Here is a 20059-nt window from a genome sequence, read left to right on the forward strand (position 1 = left end):
CCTACCGCTCGACGGCGTCGATGGCCCGGCGCACCCGCTTCTCCGAGACCGGATGCGCGGTGCCGAGTGCCTGCGCGAAGAGCCCGACCCGCAGCTCCTCGACCATCCAGGCCAGGTCGGCGACCTCGGGGGCGCGGCGCCGCGAGGGGGGCAGGGCGTCGAGGAGGTCGGCGTACGCGGACTCGACCGCGTCGACCTGCTCCTGGAGCACCGGCTCGCGCGGGTTGGTGGCGGCCCGCTCGAGGCGGTGCTGGGCGGCGCGCAGGTAGCGCTCGAGGTCGCGCAGCCGCCGCAGCCCGGTGGCCGCGACGAAGCCGGGCCGCACCAGCCCCTCGAGCTGGGCGGCGACGTCGGCGCGGGTCGCCGCGGTGGAGGCCGCCGCGGCGCCGGCCTCGAGGGTCGCGAGGGTGCGGCGCACCTGCGCGGCCAGGGCGAGCACCGGCTCGACGGCCTCGACCACGGTGAGCACCCGGGTGGCGGCGTGGGAGCGCACCGCGGCCAGGGCGGCGTCGAAGGCCTCCTGGGTGCGCACCGCGCCGGTGACGTGCTCGGCCGCGAGGTCGTCGACGGCGGCGTCGAGGCAGTCCTGGAGCAGCGCCGGCACCGAGCCGTGCGGGTTGTCGGCGAGGGCCAGCTTCTGGGCGTTGCTCAGTCGGCCCAGGACGCGCTTCCACGGGGCGGTCGTGCCGAGCAGCAGGAGGCGCCGCACGCCCAGCCGGTGGGCGGCGGCGGCCGAGCCGGGGTCGGGCAGCACCCGCAGCGCGACGGTGGCACCCTCGTCGACCAGCGCGGGGTAGCCGACCACCGCCTGTCCGGCGACGCGGCCCTGGAAGGTCTCGGGCACGGTGCCGACGTCCCAGGTGGTGAGGCCGGTGCGCTCGATCGAGGCGCCGGCGCGCGACATCCCCTCGCGGACCGCTCCCCCGGCCTGCTCGCGCAGCGCCTCGAGGTCCTTGCCGGTGGCCACCACCCGGCCACCGGGGCGTTCGACCGAGAAGGTGATGCGCAGGTGCCCCGGCACCCGGGCGAGGTCGAACTCGGCCGGGTCGAGCCGCACGCCGGTGCGCTCGTGCAGGACCCGCGCCAGCTCCTCGACCAGGCTCCCGCGGGCGGGGTCGGCGGCTCGCAGGGCGGCCATCGCGTGGTCGGGCGCCGGGACGAAGTGCCGCCGGGTGGCCTTGGGCAGCGAACGGATGAGAGCCACGGCGAGCTCGTCGCGCAGGCCCGGCACCTGCCAGTCGAACCCCTCGGGGGTCACCCGGTTCAGCACGGTGACCGGGACGTGCACGGTGACGCCGTCGGCCGCCTGCCCGGGCGCGAACTGGTACGTGACGTCGAGCTCCAGGTCGCCCTGACGCCAGGTGCGCGGGTAGTCGGCGGCCGACACCGCCTCCCCCGCGTCGGAGGTGAGGTCGTCCTCGGTGAGCGTCAGCAGGTCGGGGCGGCGCCGCCGCTCACCCCGCCACCAGCGGTCGAAGTGCCGCTCGCTGACCACGTCGGGCGGGATGCGCGCGTCGTAGAAGGCGTGCACCACCTCGTCGTCGACGACGATGTCGCGGCGGCGGGCGCGCTCCTCGAGCTCGGCGACCCGGGCCAGGGTGCGCAGGTTCTTGGCCCAGAACTCGTGCCGCGGGTCCCAGTCGCCCTCGACCAGCGCCGAGCGGACGAAGATCTCGCGGGCCGCCTCGGGGTCGATGCGCGCGTACTGGATGGTGCGGTCGGTCACGAGCGGCACGCCGTAGAGGGTGACCCGCTCGGTGGCGACGGCCGCCCCGGCCTTCTTGCTCCACCGCGGCTCGCTGACCGTGCGGGTCACCACGTGCGAGCCGGCTGCCTCGGCCCACTCCGGGTCGATGACCGCGACGGTGCGGGCCCACAGCCGCGAGGTCTCGACGAGCTCGGCGGCCATCACGAACTCGGGGCGGCGCCGGAACAATGACGAGCCGGGGCTGATGCCGAAGCGCGCCCCGCGCGCACCGAGGTAGTCGCGCTTGACCTCGTCGCGGACCCCGACGTGCGAGAGGAGCCCGGCCAGCAGCGCCTGGTGGATGGTGTCCCAGTCGGGCTCGGCGTCCTTCGCGGAGGTGGCGAGGTCGGGGTCGATCCGGGACGAGCGGGCCGCGCGGCGCAGCTGCGCGTGCAGGTCCTGCCACTCGCGGATGCGCAGGTAGTGCAGGTACTCGTTCTTGCAGAGGCGGCGGAAGGCGCTGTGCGACAGTTCTTTCTGCTGCTCCTTGAGGTAGCGCCACAGGGCCAGCAGTGACGCGAAGTCCGAGCGCTCGTCCTTGAAGCGGGCGTGCTGCTGGTCGGCCTGGGCCTCCTTGTCGACCGGCCGCTCGCGCGGGTCCTGGATCGACAGGGCCGCCACCAGGACCAGCACCTCGCGGGTGCAGCCGAGCCGGCCGGCCTCGACGACCATCCGGGCCAGGCGGGGGTCGAGCGGCATCCGGGCCAGGGTGCGACCGGTGGCGGTCAGCCGCCGCCCCCGCCCCCGGTGCCGGCCGGGCGCACCGTCGTCGGTGGCGAACGCGCCGAGCTCCTCGAGGAGGCGCACGCCGTCGGCGATCTGGCGGGCGTCCGGCGGGTCGACGAACGGGAACCGCGCGATGTCGCCCAGCCCCAGCGCGGTCATCTGGAGGATCACCGACGCCAGCGAGGTGCGCTGGATCTCGGGCTCGGTGAACTCGTCGCGGCTGTCGAAGTCCTCCTCGGAGTACAGCCGGATGCAGACCCCCGGCGCCACGCGGCCGCAGCGGCCCGCGCGCTGGGCGGCGCTGGCCCGGCTGACCGGCTCGATCGGCAGCCGCTGGACCTTGGTGCGCTGGCTGTACCGGCTGATCCGCGCGGTGCCGGTGTCGACGACGTACCCGATGCCCGGCACCGTCAGCGAGGTCTCGGCCACGTTGGTGGCGAGCACGATGCGGCGCCCGCCGGAGCGGGTGAAGACCCGATGCTGCTCGGCCGACGACAGCCGGGCGAAGAGGGGGAGCACCTCGGTGTTCGGCAGCTTCAGGGCGTTGAGGGCGTCGGCCGCGTCACGGATCTCGCGCTCGCCCGAGAAGAACACCAGGATGTCGGTGGCGTCGGGGCTGGGCGGGGCCTCGGTCCACAGCTCCTCGACGGCCTCGACCACCCCGGTCACCTGGTCGCGCTCCTCGACGACGTCGCGCCCGTCGGCGTCGAGCTCGACCAGCGGGCGGTAGCGCACGTCGACCGGGTAGGTGCGCCCGCTGACCTCGATCACCGGCACCTCCCGCACCACCTCGCCGCGCTCGTCGGTGCCGAAGTGGCGGGCGAAGCGGTCGGGGTCGATCGTGGCGGAGGTGACGATGACCTTCAGGTCGGGCCGGCGCGGCAGCAGCTGCTTGAGGTAGCCCAGGATGAAGTCGATGTTGAGGCTGCGCTCGTGGGCCTCGTCGATGACGATCGTGTCGTAGCGGCGCAGGTCGCGGTCGCGCTGCATCTCCGAGAGCAGGATGCCGTCGGTCATCACCTTGACCCGGGTGGCGTCGCCGCTGTGGTCGCCGAAGCGCACCTGGTAGCCCACGAGGGCACCGAGCTCGACGTGCATCTCCTCGGCGATGCGCTCGGCCACCGAGCGGGCGGCGATGCGGCGCGGCTGGGTGTGCCCGATCTGCCGCCCGTCGCCGCCCCGGCCGAGCTCGAGGCACATCTTCGGCAGCTGGGTGGTCTTGCCCGAGCCGGTCTCGCCCGCGATGACGACGACCTGGTGGTCGCGGATGGCGGCCAGGATGTCGTCGCGCCGGGTGACGACCGGGAGGTGCTCGGGATAGTGCAGCTCCGCCGGCGCGAGCGCGGTGGTGGGCGGAGCGGGCATGGACGCCAGGATAGGTCGGGTCGCCCCCCGGTCCCCCTTCGGCCGGGCGCGCCCGGCCCCGGAGAGGCCGCAGGTCACGGCTGCGTCGGGTCGTGGCGCTCAGCCCCACGCCCGCCCCCTCGGAAATCCCCCGGTGTCCGTCCGCCGCACGCTCGCCCCCTACGTCGTCCATCACCCGGTCGCCGTGGCCCGCACCCCGTCGGCCACCGTGCTGGGGCCGCCCCCACTCCCCCTGCTCCCCCGCAGCCGGTCGCCGGCCGCGGCACCCGCCTGGAGGCTCACCCCGGCGGCGTACATCCGCTGCGTGGTCCGGCCGCCGGCCGCCGCCGACGCGAGCTCGAGCCGTACCTGGCCCGCTCGGGCCCCGGCCGCCTGACGCCCCCGGGCCGCGAGGCCGCCCAGGGTCGCCCGGGGACCGCGAAGCGCCGGGCCGCCGAGGAGTGCGCTGGCCGTGCCGCGCTCGGGAGGCACGTCGAGCAGCCGGCGGGCGTCGGCGACGCGGCCCCGCGCCGTCTGCGCCAGCCCCGCCACGAGCCGCTCCGGTGCCCCCAGCGACGCCCCGGCCACCACCGCCCCGTCGGCCCGCACCACGGCGCCGGCGGTGGCGCCGGCCCGCAGCGACTGCCCGGCCACCCCCATGGCCGCCAGCCCGGCCCCCGTGGCGAGCTCGCCCCATCCGCCCTCGCCGTAGCCGAGCAGCAGGGCGCCGTCGGCCGCGACCCCCACACCGTCGCCCACGACCGCCACCAGCCGTGCGGGGGGCGCCGCGGGCGCCACCAGTGCGGCCAGCGCACCGGCCCCGTGGCCGAACGAGCTCGTGGCGCGCAGCCCCCGGTAGAGCAGCGGGTCGGCGAGCGCGTCGTCGGCCAGGGCGCGCAGCACCGTCGAACACCGCCGGTCCTCGGCCTCGAGCCGGTCGAGCGCGCCCCGATGGCGCGCCTGGGCCCGCGCGGCGTCGGCCAGCTGGTCGCGCTGGAGGGCGCGCAGCACCATCACCTCGGGCGAGGTCTCGTCGCGCCCCGCCATCACCAACGCCGTGGCGCGGTCCTCGAGCACCGCGTGGCGGCTCCACGCGTCGGCGTGGTCGTCGGCGGCGTGCTGCGCCACCGCCTGTTCGGCCTCGAGCGCGTCGGCGAAGTGCCGCAACGGGGCGGCCGCGCACAGGTGCCGGCGCGCGGCCCGGTCGAGCACGGTGGGCACCTGGGCGATGCGGGTGCCGAAGGCCGTGCCGGCCGGCCCGTCCCACACCGCGCCGTCGCGCAGCCGCACCAGGTCGGTGGCCGCAGCCGCAAGGCGCCGCCCGGTCGCCTCGACCGCAGCCGCCACCGCTCGCACGCCCGCGGCACTGCCGGCGACCGGTGCCAACCCCATACCCCATCCGCCCGCGACGGTCGGGGCGCTCATGTCGCGCCTCCCCCCAGCTGCCGCGCCAGCCCCGCCTCGGTGTCGAGGTAGAGGCCGCCGGCACCGGCCGCGGCCTCCCCCAGGCCGGCCAGGGCCTCGGCCAGCCCGAGCCGGGCGTGCCGCCAGCCGCGGAGCAGCTCCTCGAGCGCGGCCCCGGTCGCCGTGGGCCCGAAGGCCCAGCGGTCGGCCGAGGGGTCACCCATGAGCGCCAGCCCCTCGGCGAGGTCGGCCAGACCCGCCCCGACGCCGAGGACCGTGCCCGCATCCACCCGGTAGCTCGTCATGTGACCACGCTAGGTCGGCGCACCCACCGGCCCTCGGACTTATCCACAGCCCGCACCCGACGGGGCCCGGCCTCCCCCTCGGGTGACCGGGCCCCGTCGACGCGGGCGGGCGCGGTCAGGCGTCGGACCCGACCAGCTCGGGTGCGATGTCGCTGGCGTCCCCGGTGCCACCCCCGAGGGCCGCGGCGAAGCCGGCGTCGAGGTCGGCCAGGATGTCGTCGATGGTCTCGATGCCGACCGCGAGGCGCACCAGCCCGGGCGTGACACCGGCGGCGAGGCGGGTCTCGTCCGCGCCCTGGCTGTGCGTGGTCGACGCCGGGTGGATGGCGAGCGAGCGCACGTCACCGATGTTGGCGACGTGGCTGTGCAGCGACAGGCCCTCGACGAACCGGCGCCCGGCCTCGACGCCGCCGCGGATCTCGAAGGCCAGCACCGCGCCCGCCCCGCGCGGGGCGTACTTGTCGGCGAGGGCCTTGCCCGGGCTGGAGTCCAGCGAGGCCCAGCGCACGACCTCGACCTGCGGATGCGCCTCGAGGTACTCGGCCACCCGGCGCGCGTTGGCGATGTGCCGCTCGACGCGGAGGCTCAGGGTCTCGACACCCTGCGCGATGAGGAAGGCGTTGAACGGGCTGACCGCCGCGCCGAGGTCGCGCAGCAGCTGCACGCGCGCCTTGAGGATGTAGGACAGGTTCGCGCCGAAGGGGCTGCCCACACCGAGGTCGGGGCCGAAGCGCAGCCCGTGGTAGCTCTCGTCGGGGGTGTTGTAGCTCGGGAAGCGCTCGGGGTCCCGGGTGTAGTCGAAGGTCCCTCCGTCGACGATCACACCGGCGATCGAGGTGCCGTGCCCGCCGAGGTACTTGGTGGCCGAGTGGATGACCACGTCGGCGCCCCACTCGAGCGGGCGGACCAGGTAGGGCGTCGCGATGGTGTTGTCGACCACCAGCGGCACCCCGGCCTCGTGCGCCACCGCCGCCACGGCCTCGATGTCGAGCACCTCGGCCTTGGGGTTGGCGATCGTCTCGCCGAAGAAGGCCTTGGTGTTGGGGCGCACCGCCGCCCGCCAGGCCTGCGGGTCGGTGTGGTCCTCGACGAAGGTGACCTCGATGCCCAGCTTGGCGAAGGTGTGCTTCAGCAGGTTGACCGTGCCGCCGTAGAGGGCTGCGCTGGAGACGATGTGGTCGCCGGCCTCGGCGAGGTTGAGCAGGCCGAGCGTCGTGGCGGCCTGGCCGGACGCCACCAGCAGCGCCCCGACGCCACCCTCGAGCGCGGCGATGCGCTGCTCGACGGCGTCCTGGGTCGGGTTCATGATGCGCGTGTAGATGTTGCCGAACTCCCTGAGCGCGAACAGGTTCTCGGCGTGGGCGGTGTCGTTGAAGACGAACGAGGTCGTCTGGTAGATCGGCAGGGCTCGGGCACCGGTGGCGGTGTCGGGCTGCTGGCCGGCGTGGACCTGGCGGGTCTCGAAGCCCCACTGGGACGGGTCGGACATGTCTCGCTCCAAACTCGTGAGGTGCGACGGCCGAGCAGGCCGAACGCACGCGGACGTGTGCTCGGCGGGGGTACCGGGAGGTCTCCCGCGCTTGCGAGCGACGGATGTCGCTCGCCTGGTCCTCACCCGGGGCACCCCACCGCGGAGGAGGGTTGCCGGCCAGCGAGCCGGGGCTTGACGCTGGCACTCATGACCTGGCTCCACGGTAACCGGTCGAGCCCCTCCGGCCGGAGCGACGTCTCACTCCCCGGTCACGCGCGACCCGGCACGCCCCGCCCGCCCGACCTCCCTCCCACCTTTTCGGGGTGACCCCGAAAAGGTCACCGGACACGACCTGGCAGGCGGGGTCTGGTGGCTCAGCTCGTGTCTCGAGCCGTGGCCGGCGCGCCTCACCCGGCACCGCGCCACCCCGTGATCCGACAGGATGGGCCCATGACCTTCCACGTTGACGAGTACCAGGCGGCCCCGGGCCGTTACCGCGCCGGGATGCCGTACCGCCGCACCGGCCGGTCGGGGCTCGACCTGCCCGCGATCTCCCTCGGCCTGTGGCACAACTTCGGCGACGACGTCCCGCTGGAGCGCGCCCAGGCCACCCTGCGCCGGGCGTTCGACCGCGGTGTCACCCACTTCGACCTCGCCAACAACTACGGGCCGCCCTACGGCAGCGCCGAGCGCAACTTCGGCACCATCTTCGCGCGCGACTTCCGGCCCTACCGCGACGAGCTCGTCATCAGCTCCAAGGCCGGCTACGACATGTGGCCCGGCCCCTACGGCCAGGGCGGCGGCAGCCGGAAGTACATCACCGCGTCCTGCGACCAGTCGCTGCAGCGGATGGGGCTCGACTACGTCGACATCTTCTACAGCCACCGCTTCGACGAGACCACGCCCCTCGAGGAGACGATGGGCGCGCTCGACTCGCTGGTCCGCGCCGGCAAGGCCCTCTACGTCGGCATCTCGTCGTACTCGGGCCCGCGCACCCGCGAGGCGGTCGAGATCCTGCGCTCGCTCGGCACGCCCCTGCTCATCCACCAGCCGTCCTACTCGATGCTCAACCGCTGGATCGAGGAGGACCTGCTCGACGTGCTCGGGGTCGAGGGCGTGGGCTGCATCGCGTTCTCGCCGCTGGCCCAGGGGATGCTGACCAACAAGTACCTCAAGGGCATCCCCGAGGGTTCGCGTGCCGCACAGGGCAAGTCGCTCGACCCGAGCCTGCTCTCCGAGACCTCGCTGAAGCACGTGCGGGCGCTCGACCGGATGGCCAAGGGCCGCGGGCAGTCCCTCGCCCAGATGGCGCTGGCCTGGGCCCTGCGCGACCCGCGGGTCACGTCCGTCCTCATCGGCGCGTCCTCGGTCGCCCAGCTCGACGACAGCCTGGACGCGGTCAAGAACCTCGACTTCACCGAGGCCGAGCTGGCCAAGATCGACAAGCACGCGGTCGACGCCGGCATCAACCTCTGGAAGACCTCGAGCGACCACTGACGCCGCGCCGGGGAAGACACCGGCGCCACCAGGGGTTGAGCACGACATGAGCGACGACTACATCCCCAGCCCTTCGACGTGGGTCCGCGAGCAGGTCGAGAAGATCGACGCCACCGGCGACACCCGCTCGGTCAGCGTCATGGACCGCCCGGTCGTGATGCTGACGATGCGCGGCGCCAAGACCGGGGCCGTCCGCAAGGTGCCGCTGATGCGGGTCGAGCACGACGGGGTCTACGCCGCCGTGGCGAGCAAGGGGGGCGCCCCCGAGCACCCCCTCTGGTACGCCAACCTCCAGGCCGACCCGAAGATCACCCTGCAGGACGGCACCCGCTCCTGGCCGGCCGTGGCCCGCGAGATCACCGGCGAGGAGCGCGCCCAGTGGTGGGAGCGCTGCGTCGCGGCGTACCCGCCGTACGCCGAGTACCAGGAGAAGACCGACCGGCTCATCCCGGTGCTGGTCCTCGAGCCCAGCGACGGCTGACCCCTCCGCCGGCGGCGCCGGTCCTGCTCAGCCCTCGGGCGCGGTGGGGCCGGCGCCGTCGTCGTGCGTGGGGCGTCCGGCCGGGGCGGCGTCCCGCTCGACCTTGCGGAACCACAGCAGGCCCAGCACCGGGAGCACGAGGGGGACGAAGCCGTAGCCCTGGCCGAAGTGCGACCAGACGGTCTTGTCGGGGAACGCGGCCCGGTCCAGGTACGAGGCGAGGCCCACGACCAGGACGCCGACGAGCTCGACGGTGCAGGCCACGACACCCACCCGCACCCACCGTCCGCCCTTGGCGAGGCACCAGGTGGCGAGGATGTAGACGACGGCCGCGAACGCCGACAGCAGGTACGCCAGCGGGGCGCGCTCGAAGTACTCGCTGATCTGCAGCACCGAGCGGCCGGTGGCGGCGAGCGCGAGGACGCCGTACACGACGACGAGGATGACCCCGGGCCCTCCGAGGGCGCGGCGTGAGGTGTCAGCCATAGAAGTTCCAGATCTGCAGGAGGCGGGCGCTCATGACGGCGACCGCGAAGGCGCCCACCGCGATGGAGCCCATGGCCCATCGCGACTTCTCCTTGATCGCCAGGAACGCCGTGCCGACGAGGATGACGGGGAGGCTGACCAGGTAGGCGACGAAGGTCGCGCGCTCGGCGCCGTCGGTGATGTGGTCGAGGCCGACGAGGCCGCCGACGAGCAGCACCACCAGGCCGAGCTCGACCAGGCCGGTGATGGCGAGGAGCAGGTCGTCGATCAGCCGGTCCCGGGCGGCGTAGACCACGGCCAGGACGCAGAGGATGCCGGACAGGCCGACGACCGCGTACGTCAGGGGCTCGATCACGGGCCACACCCTAACGAGGCGGACGGCGCGCCGCGGCCGGGGGCTTCGACACGGGGGCCGCACGACCGAGGATGGTGGCCCGATCGGCCATCCCCTGTTACACCTCGCGTCGGCTACCACCGCTCCACCTCGCGTCGGCTGCCGGAGTCCCGCCGGGCGCCCGCATCCGGGGCAGGTGCCGGGTGCGAGACTGCGGCCATGGCAACCGCACCGCTGGGGGACATCGAGATCGCGTACGAGATCGACGGGCCGGACGACGGCGAGCCCATGCTGCTGCTGATGGGCCTCGGGACCCAGCTGGTCGCGTGGCCGGCCGAGGTCGTCGACGGGCTGGCCGCCGCGGGGTTCCGCGTCATCCGGCTCGACAACCGCGACATCGGGCTCTCCTCGCGCACTCCGGGCCCGCCGCCGCGCCGCAGCGAGGTGATGCGGGCGTTCGTGCACCGCCGGGCCGCGCGCCCCGACTACCTGATCGCCGACATGGCGTCGGACGCCGTCGCGCTGCTCGACCACCTCGAGGTCGACGTCGCCCACGTCGTCGGGGTGTCGATGGGCGGGATGATCGCGCAGCAGCTGACCATCGACCATCCCGCCCGGGTGCGCTCGCTGGTCTCGATCATGTCCAACACCGGCAACCGCAAGGCCGGGCGCGTCTCGCCCCGCCTGCTGCCGACGATGGCGATGTCGTTCACCACGCCGCGGCCCACCGACGAGGAGGAGGCCGTGCGGCTGGGCGTCGAGAGCTGGCGGGTCATCGCCGGGCCGCTGTTCGACGCCGACGAGATCGAGGTGCAGGTGCGCCAGGCGGTCGCGCGCAGCGTGAACCCCCTCGGTACGGTGCGCCAGCTGCTGGCCATCCTGGCGAGCCCCGACCGCACCGCAGGCCTGCGCGAGGTGACCGTGCCCACGCTCGTCGTGCACGGGCTGGCCGACCGGCTCGTGGTGCCGAGCGGCGGCATCGCGACCGCGCAGGCCGTGCCGGGCTCGCGGCTGCTGATGTTCCCCGACATGGGTCACGACCTGCCGCGGCCGCGGCGGGCCGAGATCGTCGAGGCCATCGTGCGCAACGCCGCGCGGGCCCACGCCGTGGACCCGGCCCGCGCCTGACCTGACGCGCCACTGTTGCGACGAGCACCTGTCCCGACCCACGCCTGTCCCGACCCGCAGCGTCACCGCCTGGCGGGGTTCACGGACACGGTGGACGCGACCGGGGCCGGGGCGGCGGTCGCGGGCGGACGGCCGTCGGGGACCCGCGCGTGGGCCGGCGTCGGGTCAGGCGCCAGCATCAGGTACCCCTGGGCGACCAGGATGACGACGACGGCCAGCAGCTTGCCGGCCGGCAGCGTCGCGCCGAAGTGCACGCGGTCGACGACGATGATCCCCACCTGCAGCAGCACGATCCAGCCCATGGTGACCACGGCCAGCTCGGCGTACTGCAGCGCCGAGGCGTAGACCCAGAAGAGCACCACGAAGATCGCGGCACCCGCGGCCAGGGCCCAGCGGCTGCCGTCCTGCGCCCAGGTCTTGGCCGCCACGGCGCCGAGGAGGTCGAGGGCGGCCAGTGCGACCATCGCGAGGGTCGCGACGACCGGCAGCGGCCAGGACGTGGGAAGCCGGATCAGCAGCGGGTCGAGGGTGGACATCGGGTCCTCCGGGTCGGGCACGACGCACGGGGGATGCGTCAGTGCTCAGGAGGGCCACCCGCCCGGGCTGATACCCGCGCCGGACCGGCGGCTCAGCCCTCCCAGAGGTCGCGGACACGGGCCGAGATCCGGCGTCCGTGCTCACGGGCACGCTCGAGGGTGGTCGCGCCGCGGGTGGTGTCGAGTGGGTTGGCGCCCATGGCCCACAGGTCGCGGGCATCGGGGACGACCACGTGGCTGCGGCTGCGCGGACGCAGCGCCCACGCCTGCACCCGCGGGAGCTCGCGGACGCCGGCCCCCACCGGGTAGGGCGCGAGGACCAGGACACGCGCGTGCCCGGCGGCGAGGTCGACGTTGGCGATGCTGCGCAAGCCTCCGTCGACGTAGCGGCGCCCCGCGATCTCGACCGCCGGGAAGACCCCCGGGACCGCGCAGCTGGCCGCGACCGCCCGCTCGAGCGGGACGTCACCGGAGCCGTCGAACACCACCGAGGTGCCGGTCTCGGTGTCGACGGCGGTGATGAGGAGCCGGGCGGCCGGCCACTGCCGCCCGACGAGCTCGAACCCGACCGTGTCGAGCCACTGCTCCTCGGTGGCGGTGCGGGCGTCGAGGGCGGCCCGGCCGACCAGCGCACGGCCGCCGCGGTGGTCGCGGGTCATCTGCGCACGCAGGTAGCGGGCGGCATCGGACGGGCCGAGCCTGCCCACCTCGGTCATCGGGACGCCGCGGCGCACGAGCTCGAACGCCTCCTCGTCGGTGCCCAGCCGCAGGTGAGCCGCGACCATCGAGCCCGCCGAGGTGCCGATCATCGTATCGGCGCTCCGGACGTCGACCCCTTCGTCGCGCAGACCGAGGACGACGCCGGCCTCCCACGCGATGCCGGTGACGCCGCCGCCGGCCAACACCAGGGCGCGCTCGAGGGTGACGTCCGGCGGCTGCCAGTCGGCGTAGACGCGCGAGCCACCGTCGACGTAGTGGGTCGGCTCGGTCTCCCCCGGGGCCGCTTGGAAGCCGGCAACCCCGAGGTCGGCCGGCCCCGCCGTGGCGCTCTCGTCGGTCACGTCACTCACGCGTCGATTGTCCGCCGGGGCCTCGGACGCCGACGAACCCTCGGCGCGTGAGGGTGCTCACGCCGCCCCGGACTCCGCCGCCCGAACGGCCTCGATCGGCACGCTGACCAGGTCGTCGCCGACGCGAACCTGGCAGCGCGCGGCGCCGACGAGCTCGACCTCGCCGCAGTGTCCGCTCCACGGACCGTCGACGACCTCCACCAGGTCGCCCAGCCCCGGCTGCACGACCCCCCGCGAGCGCACCGCGCCGAGGCGCAGCGCCGCGAGCTCGGCCTGGTACGACGGCGGCAGCGACGCCGGCCGCCCGCGGTAGCTCCACGAGAACAGGTACCGGCCGTCGAAGCGACGCGAGCAGCGCCCGCATGACATCAGCCGGGTGGGGGCGCGGTGCCGGGTGCGCTCGTGCCCCGCCGGGCAACGGCCCACCCAGTCGCCGGGGACGCGTGGGGCATCGGGCGAGACACACCGCTCGCCACTGCAGCCGATGCGGACGGCGGTGGCACGCCACACGGCGTCGTGGCCGTGCCGGGGGCCGACGAGCGCGTGCGCGATCTCGTGCAGCAGGGTGTCGCGGACCTCGTCCTCGGAGTGCAACCGCGTGAGCGGGCCGCTGATGCCGATCTGGCGGGGGCCGAAGCGGCACACGCCGGCCCGGGTCTTGGCGCGGTCGGCGACGACCGTCCACCCCTCGAGGCCGTGCTCGGTGAGCAGGCGACGCCCCATCGCCAGTGCGTGCTGGACCTCCACCGCGCGATCCCTCCGCCGTCTCGGTGACGGGACCGGCCCGTCGATCTGCACCCCACGGTAGGCAGCGGCACCGACAGCACCACGGCGGCGCTCCGACGGTCGCGCCGATCTGTGGACGACCGCCGCCCAACCGGCGCCCTGTGGACGAGGCCGCTCGCCGCCGAACCCCCGACCTGCGTATTCGCTGAGAGAACCGACCTGCACAAGCTGTCAACTCCTGCGGCGCTGCGCCCCTCTGCGGCTTCCCCGACTGCCTAGAGTCCCCTCCGGTGCCGTGCGCGTGTGCGGCCGCCGGCGCGACGACGCGCCTCAGAACCGTGAAAGGGGTTCGCATGACGGCGACCACCGCCCATCGCGAGGCACCCGGAGGTGGTGTCCTGTCGTTCCTCGACCGGAGCCGCACCGTCGCCTCGTCCGACTACAACCGCTGGCTGATCCCCCCGGCCGCGCTGGCGATCCACCTGTGCATCGGACAGGTCTACGCCACGAGCGTCTACAAGGCCTCGATGGTGGCTCACTTCGACAGCTCGCTGACCGCGGTCGGCATCATCTTCTCCATCGCCATCGTGATGCTCGGCCTGTCGGCCGCCGTCATGGGCACCTGGGTCGACCGGGTCGGGCCGCGCAAGGCGATGTTCGTCGCCTCGTGCGCGTGGGCTCTGGGCTTCCTCGTCGGCTCGGTCGGGATCGCGACCACCCAGCTGTGGCTGGTCTACCTGGGCTACGGCGTCATCGGCGGCATCGGGCTGGGGATCGGCTACATCTCCCCCGTGTCGACGCTGATCAAGTGGTTCCCGGACCGGCCGGGCCTGGCCACCGGTATGGCGATCATGGGCTTCGGTGGTGGCGCCATGGTGGCCTCGCCCCTGTCGCGCCAGTTGCTCTCGTACTTCGACCCGGCCTACGACCCCTCGAACTCCAAGTCGCTGGCCAGCGGCCACGCGCTGACGTTCCTGTTCGTCAGCCTCGCCGTCATCTACTTCCTGATCATGATGATCGGCGTGGCCAACGTGCGGGTGCCCGCCCCGGGCTGGGCGCCGGAGGGCTTCGACGCCTCGAAGATCTCGGGCTCCACGACGATGGTCACCGACCAGAGCGTCTCGGCCGCGACCGCCATCAAGACCCCGCAGTTCTGGTTCCTGTGGGTCGTCCTGTTCTGCAACGTCACCGCGGGCATCGGCATCCTCGAGCAGGCCGCTCCGATGATCCAGGACTTCTTCCGCGGGCCCGGCGGCACCTCGACCGTGGCGGTGGCCGCTGCCGGTGGGTTCGTCGGCCTGCTGTCCCTGTTCAACATGGCCGGGCGCTTCTTCTGGTCGACGACGTCGGACAAGATCGGCCGCAAGCCGATCTACATGGTGTACCTCGGCGTCGGCATCGTGCTGTACCTGCTGCTCGCGCTGACCGGCTCGACCACCACGGCCGTGTTCGTCCTTCTCGCCGCGGTCATCATCAGCTTCTACGGCGGTGGCTTCTCGACCGCTCCGGCCTACCTGCGTGACCTCTTCGGCACCTACCAGGTCGGCGCCATCCACGGGCGGCTGCTGACCGCGTGGTCGGCGGCCGGTGTGGTCGGGCCGCTCATCATCAACGGCTTCCTGGACGCCGCCGGTACCCCGGGCAAGCTCACCGCGGCCGACTACCGGCCGGCACTGTTCACGATGGTCGGCGTGCTGGCCGTCGGGTTCGTCGCGAACCTGCTGGTCAAGGCGGTGGACGACCGGTTCCACGAGCCGGCCGAGGTCGTCGAGGCCGCAGCCGCCAAGGACCGTGAGGCGGCCGCCCGGGTGGAGTCGGGCGAGGCCTCGCGCGGCGGTGCCGGCGCCCTGCGTGTCTACCTCTCGTGGGGTGTGGTGAGCCTGCTCCTGGCCTATGGTGTGTACGAGACGCTGGTCACAGCGTTGAAGCTGTTCGCCTGACCGAGCAGCCCCGTTCTGGAGGGGCTGCGACGCCGTGGCGGTCCACTGGACCGCCGCGGCGTCGTTGTTTCCGGGGCCGGCGCACTTGGCCGAGGTTCCGCGTCATCACTGGGATGACACGGTTGTTCGCTCAGGACGGGGATGTATCCGCGTCATCGAGCGGTATCTGCGCCATCGCCGGTGATGTCACGGACCGCAACCGGCGCCGGCGGACCCCCTGGGCCGGCTCTCGTGGGTCAGGAGGCGGCCTCCTGGGCGTCAGCTCGTGTAGAGCCGGGACTCGGCCTCGCGGATGGTCAGCGTCGTGGGGGTCCCCTGCAGGGTGACGTCGCCCGGGATGTCGATCCAACCGCTGCCGCCCACCCGGAACTGACCGCTGTAGACGATGTCGACGCGGACCTGCTGCTGGCCTGGAGCGGTGTACGTCTGGATGATCGACCCGGTCGGATGCGGGCCGCCGAGGTCGGTGGTCGGGCCGATGGTCCGCTCCCCCAAGTGGTACGTGACGCTCTTCAGCCGTGGGCGGATCTCGACGGTGTAGCCCAGGAGGGTCGCCGGGTCCGGACGGTCGACCTCGTCGGGCCCGTAGCCGCCGTCGGGGAACTGCACCTCGAAGTACGTCGGCAGGTTGACCAGCGTGACGTCGCCCTCGGGCTGGATGTTCACGGTCGGCACCGAAAACTCGGTGTCGCGAAAAGCCCGCTGAATCAACTCGAGGCTCAGCGCCGCGCTGCCTCCCGGAACGTTCTGGGGGAGGCATGTGACGCCTAGCGACATCCACTCAGGGTCGGTTGCCACCCCCGCCCGGTCTACCTCTCGGCGAAAGACCTGCATCGCCGGACCCGATCCAATTTGCGGATTACTCGTTGAGCAGGGAATGAATGACCCGCCACACAAATTGTCTGCATCGGGCTCGCCGGGCGTCGCCGCACCGCAAACAGAGGTCAGCGAGTACTCGAACCACGGCCCATTCGCCGCATTAGCAACAGCTTCGCGTTGCAGTTTGTCCAGGTCCGAGCGGAGGAGGTCGACACGCACATTGCTGTCGCCCGTCTGCCCGCCCCAGCCCCCCCGATGGTTGCCCAGAGCACTCGGAGCGGGAGCGGCCGTCAGTAGAAGACCGACGAGCGCTATTCGGAAATGCCGTCTACCTGCCACTGCCCCTCCACCCAGACCACGCGGGCCGCCCGCGTCAGCGAATCCGCGCTCTGGCGGTCAACAACCGTCCCGTCCTTGTTCAATACGTTCACCGCAGGCTGACGCAGTCGGAGGTCGAAGACGTATCTGGCATTAGTCCCCGACAACCGCTGTACAGAACTGACTACGATGGGTACGGCGTCATACTTTCGATGCTCGTCTTGCAGTTCCTTCGCTGTGACGCGGAGGTTGGCGCACGTGACGCAATGCGATGTCGCCAGTCCGTCAAGAAGCGTCGGGTCAGGCACCATCCACGCCTTCGCGGACTGCGCTATGTAGAAGCGGACGAAGGCTTCGGCTCCGGCTGGGGTCTGGGCTCGTGCCGCCGCCGGGATCGCCGGTCCTGACGCCGTGGCACTCGGGGACGCGCTGGCACTCGGGCTCGCCGTCGCGCTCGGGCTGACCGAGCTCGCCGTGGGCGAGGCCGTCGCCACCGGATCGGCGTCGTCGGTGCAACCCCCCAGGACGGTCGCCGCGAGCACCACCACGACGACCAACGCAGCACGCCCATCCCCACGCATCGAAACACCCCTTCCGGCCACTCCCTCCGGTGACCCCTACCGACATCACCGTAGCCAAACCGCCCGGTTTCGCCAGTCGAGTTGTCCACAGGCTGTCCCTGAGGCCCAGCAGCCATCTCCTCACCCCGCGCCGCCGCCACCCCCGGCCCCCGTCCCCGCCGCCGGAGGGGAGCCGGTCAGCACCGGCAGCTGCCGCCAGCGGACCCCCGGCATAGTCATTTCGGGCTATGGACACTCGGGGAGCCCGACCACGATCGTTTCCGCGTCGGGGCGCGGGCCCCCGCGAGGGGGGGTGCGCATGGCGGTCGACGCCGGAGAGGACGCGGCCGCGTCCCCTGTCCTTCGGAGTGCGCTGCATGACACGTGGTCCTCGCTGCGCTCGGTCTTCGGCAACCCCTCCCTCCGCCGCATCGAGCTCGCCCTCGCGGGGTCGATGATCGGTGACTGGGCGTACGCGACCGCGGTGGTCGTCTGGGCCTACGGCGTGGGCGGCGCGCGACTCGTGGGCATCTGGGGCGCTGTGCGTCTGCTCCTGATGGCGTTCGCCTCTCCGCTCGGGTCGATGCTGGCCGACCGGCTCCCGCGCAAACGGGTCCTCATCACCAGTGACGTCCTGCGCGCTCTCCTCGCCGTGCTCGCGACCCTGGGGCTCCTCACCGACGCACCCGCTGCCCTCGTGCTGGTGCTGGCGACGCTGCTCTCCCTCGTCGGTTGCGTGTTCCGCCCGGCGCAGATGGCCTGGATGCCGTCACTCACCCGCCGGCCCGAGGAGCTCACTGCCGCCAACGGTGCCTCCAGCACCATCGAGAGCCTGGCCTTCTTCCTCGGGCCCGCCTTGGGTGCGCTGCTCGTCTCCACCACGAGCGTCGAGGTCGTCTTCCTCCTCAACGCCGCGACCTTCCTGCTGTCGGCGGTTCTCGTCGGTGGCATCCGCCCCATCGCCGGCCCCACCCCCGGTGACGCAGGAGGTGCCGGGGCGGACGCCGACGCCGAACAGCCCCGGATGCTGGCCCAGCTGGCCGGAGGCTTCACCCACATCGGGCATGACCGCGACCTGCTGATGGTGGCGATCCTGGTCTGTACCCAGACGATCGTCGCCGGCGCGACCATCGTGTTCGGTGTGGTCTTCGCCGTGGAGATCCTGAAGCTGGGGCCGCAGGGAGTCGGCGTCATCGACTCGGTCTTCGGGGTGGGCGCGATCGTCGGTGGCTTCTCCGCCCTCGCCCGTTCGACCCGGAACCGCGTGGCCGGGGACCTCGCTGTCGGCACGGTCCTGTGGTCCCTGCCGCTCCTCCTCGTCGTCGCCTACCCCTCCCCCGTCACCGTGTTCGCCTCGGCCATCCTCCTCGGGTTCGGGAACCCCCTGGTCGACGTGAACTTCGCGACCATCGTTCAGCGCCTCACTCCGGACGCCGTGCTCGGTCGCGTGTTCGGCGCCTACGAAGGGGTGCTGATCGGCACGATGGCACTGGGGTCGGCCGTCATGCCGTTCCTCATCAGCGGCCTCGGGCTGCGGTGGGCGCTGGCCATCCTCGCCGTCGTCGTGGGAGTACCGGCGCTGGCCTTCCTACCGCGATGCCGGCGCCTGGACGCCTCGCTGCGCGCACCCGACGGCACCGCCTTGCTGCGGGGCCTCACGATCTTCAGCCCCTTGGCTCCGGCCAAGATCGAGGCCCTGGCCCGGGCGCTCACCACGGAGACCGCGCCCGCAGGGGCAGCCGTGGTGCGCGAGGGCGAGGTCTCCGACCGCTTCCTCGTGATCTCCAGCGGCCGGGTCGAGGTCACCGTGGCGGGCGAGCACATCCGCTTCGAGGGCGCCGGCGAGTTCTTCGGCGAGATCGGGCTGCTCCGCGACGTCCCCCGCACGGCGACCGTCACCGCCGTGGAGGACACCGTGCTCTACAGCCTGGCGCGCGAGGACTTCCTGGACGCGGTGCGCGGGGTCGACGAGTCGCTGGCGGCTGCCGACGACGTCGTCATGCGTCGCCTCGCCCGCGCCTGACAGGGCCGGTCCGTCCTCCAGCGGCGCACGAACGGCGACGGCTGCCGCCCTGTCCAGGAGCGGCAGCCGTCGTCCGGGAGCGTGACGCCGTCAGGCGACGCGGGTCTTCGGGCTGTTGGCAGCGGTCTGGGCGGGATCGCGGACCACGACGTCGCCGAGGGCCTCGTCGATGGCGGCCATCGCGGAGGCCTCGAGCTTCACCCCGGCCGCCTTGACGTTGCTCTCGACCTGCTCCGGGCGCGAGGCCCCGACGAGCGCGGCAGCCACGTTGTCGTTCTGCAGCACCCACGCGATGGCCAGCTGCGCCATCGTGAGGCCGGCCTCGTCGGCGATGGGCTGCAGCTTCTGCACGCGGGTGAGCAGCTCGTCATCCATGAAGCGCTTGATCATGTCGGCGCCGCCCTTGTCGTCGGTGGCGCGCGAGCCCTCGGGCGGGGCCTGGCCCGGCTTGTACTTGCCGGTGAGGATGCCCTGGGCGATCGGGCTCCACACGATCTGGCTGATGCCGAGCTCCTCGCACGCCGGGACGACCTCGCCCTCGATGACGCGCCACAGCATCGAGTACTGCGGCTGGCTCGAGATGAGCTGGATGCCGAGGTCCTTGGCCAAGGCGTGCCCGGCGCGGATCTGGTCGGCGGTCCACTCGCTGACGCCGATGTAGAGCGCCTTGCCCTGCCGGACGACGTCGGCGAACGCCTGCATCGTCTCCTCGAGGGGGGTCTCGGTGTCGTAGCGGTGCGCCTGGTAGAGGTCGACGTAGTCGGTCTGGAGGCGGGTGAGCGAGCCGTTGATCGACTCCATGATGTGCTTGCGCGACAGGCCGGTGTCGTTCTTGCCGCCGGGGCCGGTGGGCCAGTAGACCTTGGTGAAGATCTCGAGGCTCTCGCGCCGCTCGCCCTTGAGGGCCTCGCCGAGCACGGTCTCGGCCTTGGTGTTGGCGTAGACGTCGGCGGTGTCGAAGGTGCTGATGCCGCAGTCGAGGGCCGCGCGCACACAGGCGGTGGCGGCGTCGTTCTCGACCTGGGAGCCGTGGGTCAGCCAGTTGCCGTAGGTGATCTCGGAGATCTTGAGTCCGCTGTTGCCGAGGTATCTGAAGTCCATCCCTGCACCGTATGCCTCGCCACCGACGGCGACGGCGGGCAGG

At 73.0% G+C, this 20059-nt stretch carries 17 protein-coding genes and 1 riboswitch; of the genes, 5 read left to right on the plus strand and 12 right to left on the minus strand.

The features are described 5' to 3' along the window. Position 1 precedes the first annotated feature (1 nt). From hrpA to ATL31_RS02475, 4 genes are all read right to left on the minus strand, one after another. The gene (gene hrpA / locus ATL31_RS02460; protein ID WP_101394375.1) at positions 2 to 3838 is read right to left on the minus strand and encodes an ATP-dependent RNA helicase HrpA; all 3837 of its coding nucleotides are present in this window, start codon (positions 3836 to 3838) and stop codon (positions 2 to 4) included. A gap of 171 nt (positions 3839 to 4009) precedes the next feature. Continuing rightward, positions 4010 to 5242 carry a hypothetical protein gene (locus ATL31_RS02465; RefSeq protein WP_143598282.1) on the minus strand — a complete coding sequence of 411 codons (1233 nt, stop codon included), beginning with the start codon at positions 5240 to 5242 and terminating at the stop codon, positions 4010 to 4012. Then, a complete protein-coding gene (locus ATL31_RS02470) occupies positions 5239 to 5526 on the minus strand; it encodes a hypothetical protein (protein WP_101394377.1) in 288 nt (95 codons plus the stop codon). Before ATL31_RS02470 ends, ATL31_RS02465 begins: the two co-directional genes overlap by 4 nt. A gap of 115 nt (positions 5527 to 5641) precedes the next feature. Beyond that, entirely contained in the window at positions 5642 to 7015 is a 1374-nt protein-coding gene (locus tag ATL31_RS02475) for a bifunctional o-acetylhomoserine/o-acetylserine sulfhydrylase (RefSeq protein WP_101394378.1), read from the minus strand. A gap of 82 nt (positions 7016 to 7097) precedes the next feature. After that, positions 7098 to 7210: riboswitch (SAM riboswitch) on the minus strand. Between the two features lie 237 nt (positions 7211 to 7447). Between ATL31_RS02475 and mgrA the strand changes: the two genes are divergently transcribed. Both mgrA and ATL31_RS02485 read left to right on the plus strand, forming a co-directional pair. Then, positions 7448 to 8494 carry an L-glyceraldehyde 3-phosphate reductase gene (gene mgrA / locus ATL31_RS02480; protein ID WP_101394379.1) on the plus strand — a complete coding sequence of 349 codons (1047 nt, stop codon included), beginning with the start codon at positions 7448 to 7450 and terminating at the stop codon, positions 8492 to 8494. 46 nt (positions 8495 to 8540) lie between these two features. Continuing rightward, positions 8541 to 8975, plus strand: coding sequence for a nitroreductase family deazaflavin-dependent oxidoreductase (locus tag ATL31_RS02485; protein WP_101394380.1), 435 nt, complete (start codon positions 8541 to 8543; stop codon positions 8973 to 8975). Between the two features lie 27 nt (positions 8976 to 9002). Here the strand turns inward: ATL31_RS02485 and ATL31_RS02490 are convergent, their stop codons facing one another. Both ATL31_RS02490 and ATL31_RS02495 read right to left on the minus strand, forming a co-directional pair. Then, positions 9003 to 9461, minus strand: coding sequence for a hypothetical protein (locus tag ATL31_RS02490; RefSeq protein ID WP_101394381.1), 459 nt, complete (start codon positions 9459 to 9461; stop codon positions 9003 to 9005). Next, a complete protein-coding gene (locus tag ATL31_RS02495; RefSeq protein ID WP_101394382.1) occupies positions 9454 to 9816 on the minus strand; it encodes a hypothetical protein in 363 nt (120 codons plus the stop codon). The genes ATL31_RS02490 and ATL31_RS02495 overlap by 8 nt, the downstream gene beginning before the upstream one ends. A gap of 198 nt (positions 9817 to 10014) precedes the next feature. Between ATL31_RS02495 and ATL31_RS02500 the strand changes: the two genes are divergently transcribed. Then, positions 10015 to 10923, plus strand: coding sequence for an alpha/beta fold hydrolase (locus ATL31_RS02500; protein ID WP_101394383.1), 909 nt, complete (start codon positions 10015 to 10017; stop codon positions 10921 to 10923). A gap of 62 nt (positions 10924 to 10985) precedes the next feature. Here the strand turns inward: ATL31_RS02500 and ATL31_RS02505 are convergent, their stop codons facing one another. The 3 genes from ATL31_RS02505 to ATL31_RS02515 all read right to left on the minus strand — a co-directional run bounded on the left by ATL31_RS02505 (position 10986) and on the right by ATL31_RS02515 (position 13276). After that, positions 10986 to 11459 (minus strand): hypothetical protein, encoded by a 474-nt coding sequence (locus tag ATL31_RS02505; RefSeq protein ID WP_101394384.1) that lies wholly within the window; start codon positions 11457 to 11459, stop codon positions 10986 to 10988. Between the two features lie 92 nt (positions 11460 to 11551). Next, entirely contained in the window at positions 11552 to 12529 is a 978-nt protein-coding gene (locus ATL31_RS02510; protein WP_101394385.1) for a patatin-like phospholipase family protein, read from the minus strand. Positions 12530 to 12586: 57 nt separating this feature from the next. After that, entirely contained in the window at positions 12587 to 13276 is a 690-nt protein-coding gene (locus ATL31_RS02515; protein WP_101394386.1) for a SprT-like domain-containing protein, read from the minus strand. 332 nt (positions 13277 to 13608) lie between these two features. On the opposite strand from ATL31_RS02515, the gene ATL31_RS02520 reads away from it, so the two are divergent. Then, complete coding sequence (locus ATL31_RS02520; RefSeq protein WP_101394387.1) at positions 13609 to 15195, plus strand: OFA family MFS transporter; 1587 nt, start codon at positions 13609 to 13611, stop codon at positions 15193 to 15195. 258 nt (positions 15196 to 15453) lie between these two features. Here ATL31_RS02520 and ATL31_RS02525 read toward each other — a convergent pair whose 3' ends face one another. Both ATL31_RS02525 and ATL31_RS17160 read right to left on the minus strand, forming a co-directional pair. Continuing rightward, complete coding sequence (locus ATL31_RS02525; protein ID WP_143598284.1) at positions 15454 to 15861, minus strand: hypothetical protein; 408 nt, start codon at positions 15859 to 15861, stop codon at positions 15454 to 15456. Between the two features lie 464 nt (positions 15862 to 16325). Further along, positions 16326 to 16913, minus strand: a complete 588-nt coding sequence (locus ATL31_RS17160; protein WP_101394389.1) for a DUF6318 family protein — start codon at positions 16911 to 16913, stop codon at positions 16326 to 16328. 298 nt (positions 16914 to 17211) lie between these two features. On the opposite strand from ATL31_RS17160, the gene ATL31_RS02535 reads away from it, so the two are divergent. Next, positions 17212 to 18915, plus strand: a complete 1704-nt coding sequence (locus ATL31_RS02535; RefSeq protein WP_101394390.1) for an MFS transporter — start codon at positions 17212 to 17214, stop codon at positions 18913 to 18915. A 90-nt stretch (positions 18916 to 19005) separates the two neighbouring features. Here ATL31_RS02535 and ATL31_RS02540 read toward each other — a convergent pair whose 3' ends face one another. Next, a complete protein-coding gene (locus ATL31_RS02540) occupies positions 19006 to 20016 on the minus strand; it encodes an aldo/keto reductase family protein (protein WP_101394391.1) in 1011 nt (336 codons plus the stop codon). Positions 20017 to 20059 lie beyond the last annotated feature (43 nt).

The organism is Phycicoccus duodecadis, from assembly GCF_002846495.1.
Taxonomy (GTDB): Bacteria; Actinomycetota; Actinomycetes; order Actinomycetales; family Dermatophilaceae; genus Phycicoccus; species Phycicoccus duodecadis.

Bases quoted from the DNA above. Each gene is read 5' to 3' on its own strand.
- hrpA (WP_101394375.1), bottom strand. From the start codon at position 3,838: ATGCCCGCTCCGCCCACCACCGCGCTCGCGCCGGCGGAGCTGCACTAT.
- ATL31_RS02465 (WP_143598282.1), bottom strand. From the start codon at position 5,242: ATGAGCGCCCCGACCGTCGCGGGCGGATGGGGTATGGGGTTGGCACCG.
- ATL31_RS02470 (WP_101394377.1), bottom strand. From the start codon at position 5,526: ATGACGAGCTACCGGGTGGATGCGGGCACGGTCCTCGGCGTCGGGGCG.
- ATL31_RS02475 (WP_101394378.1), bottom strand. From the start codon at position 7,015: ATGTCCGACCCGTCCCAGTGGGGCTTCGAGACCCGCCAGGTCCACGCC.
- mgrA (WP_101394379.1), top strand. From the start codon at position 7,448: ATGACCTTCCACGTTGACGAGTACCAGGCGGCCCCGGGCCGTTACCGC.
- ATL31_RS02485 (WP_101394380.1), top strand. From the start codon at position 8,541: ATGAGCGACGACTACATCCCCAGCCCTTCGACGTGGGTCCGCGAGCAG.
- ATL31_RS02490 (WP_101394381.1), bottom strand. From the start codon at position 9,461: ATGGCTGACACCTCACGCCGCGCCCTCGGAGGGCCCGGGGTCATCCTC.
- ATL31_RS02500 (WP_101394383.1), top strand. From the start codon at position 10,015: ATGGCAACCGCACCGCTGGGGGACATCGAGATCGCGTACGAGATCGAC.
- ATL31_RS02505 (WP_101394384.1), bottom strand. From the start codon at position 11,459: ATGTCCACCCTCGACCCGCTGCTGATCCGGCTTCCCACGTCCTGGCCG.
- ATL31_RS02520 (WP_101394387.1), top strand. From the start codon at position 13,609: ATGACGGCGACCACCGCCCATCGCGAGGCACCCGGAGGTGGTGTCCTG.
- ATL31_RS17160 (WP_101394389.1), bottom strand. From the start codon at position 16,913: ATGCGTGGGGATGGGCGTGCTGCGTTGGTCGTCGTGGTGGTGCTCGCG.
- ATL31_RS02535 (WP_101394390.1), top strand. From the start codon at position 17,212: ATGGCGGTCGACGCCGGAGAGGACGCGGCCGCGTCCCCTGTCCTTCGG.
- ATL31_RS02540 (WP_101394391.1), bottom strand. From the start codon at position 20,016: ATGGACTTCAGATACCTCGGCAACAGCGGACTCAAGATCTCCGAGATC.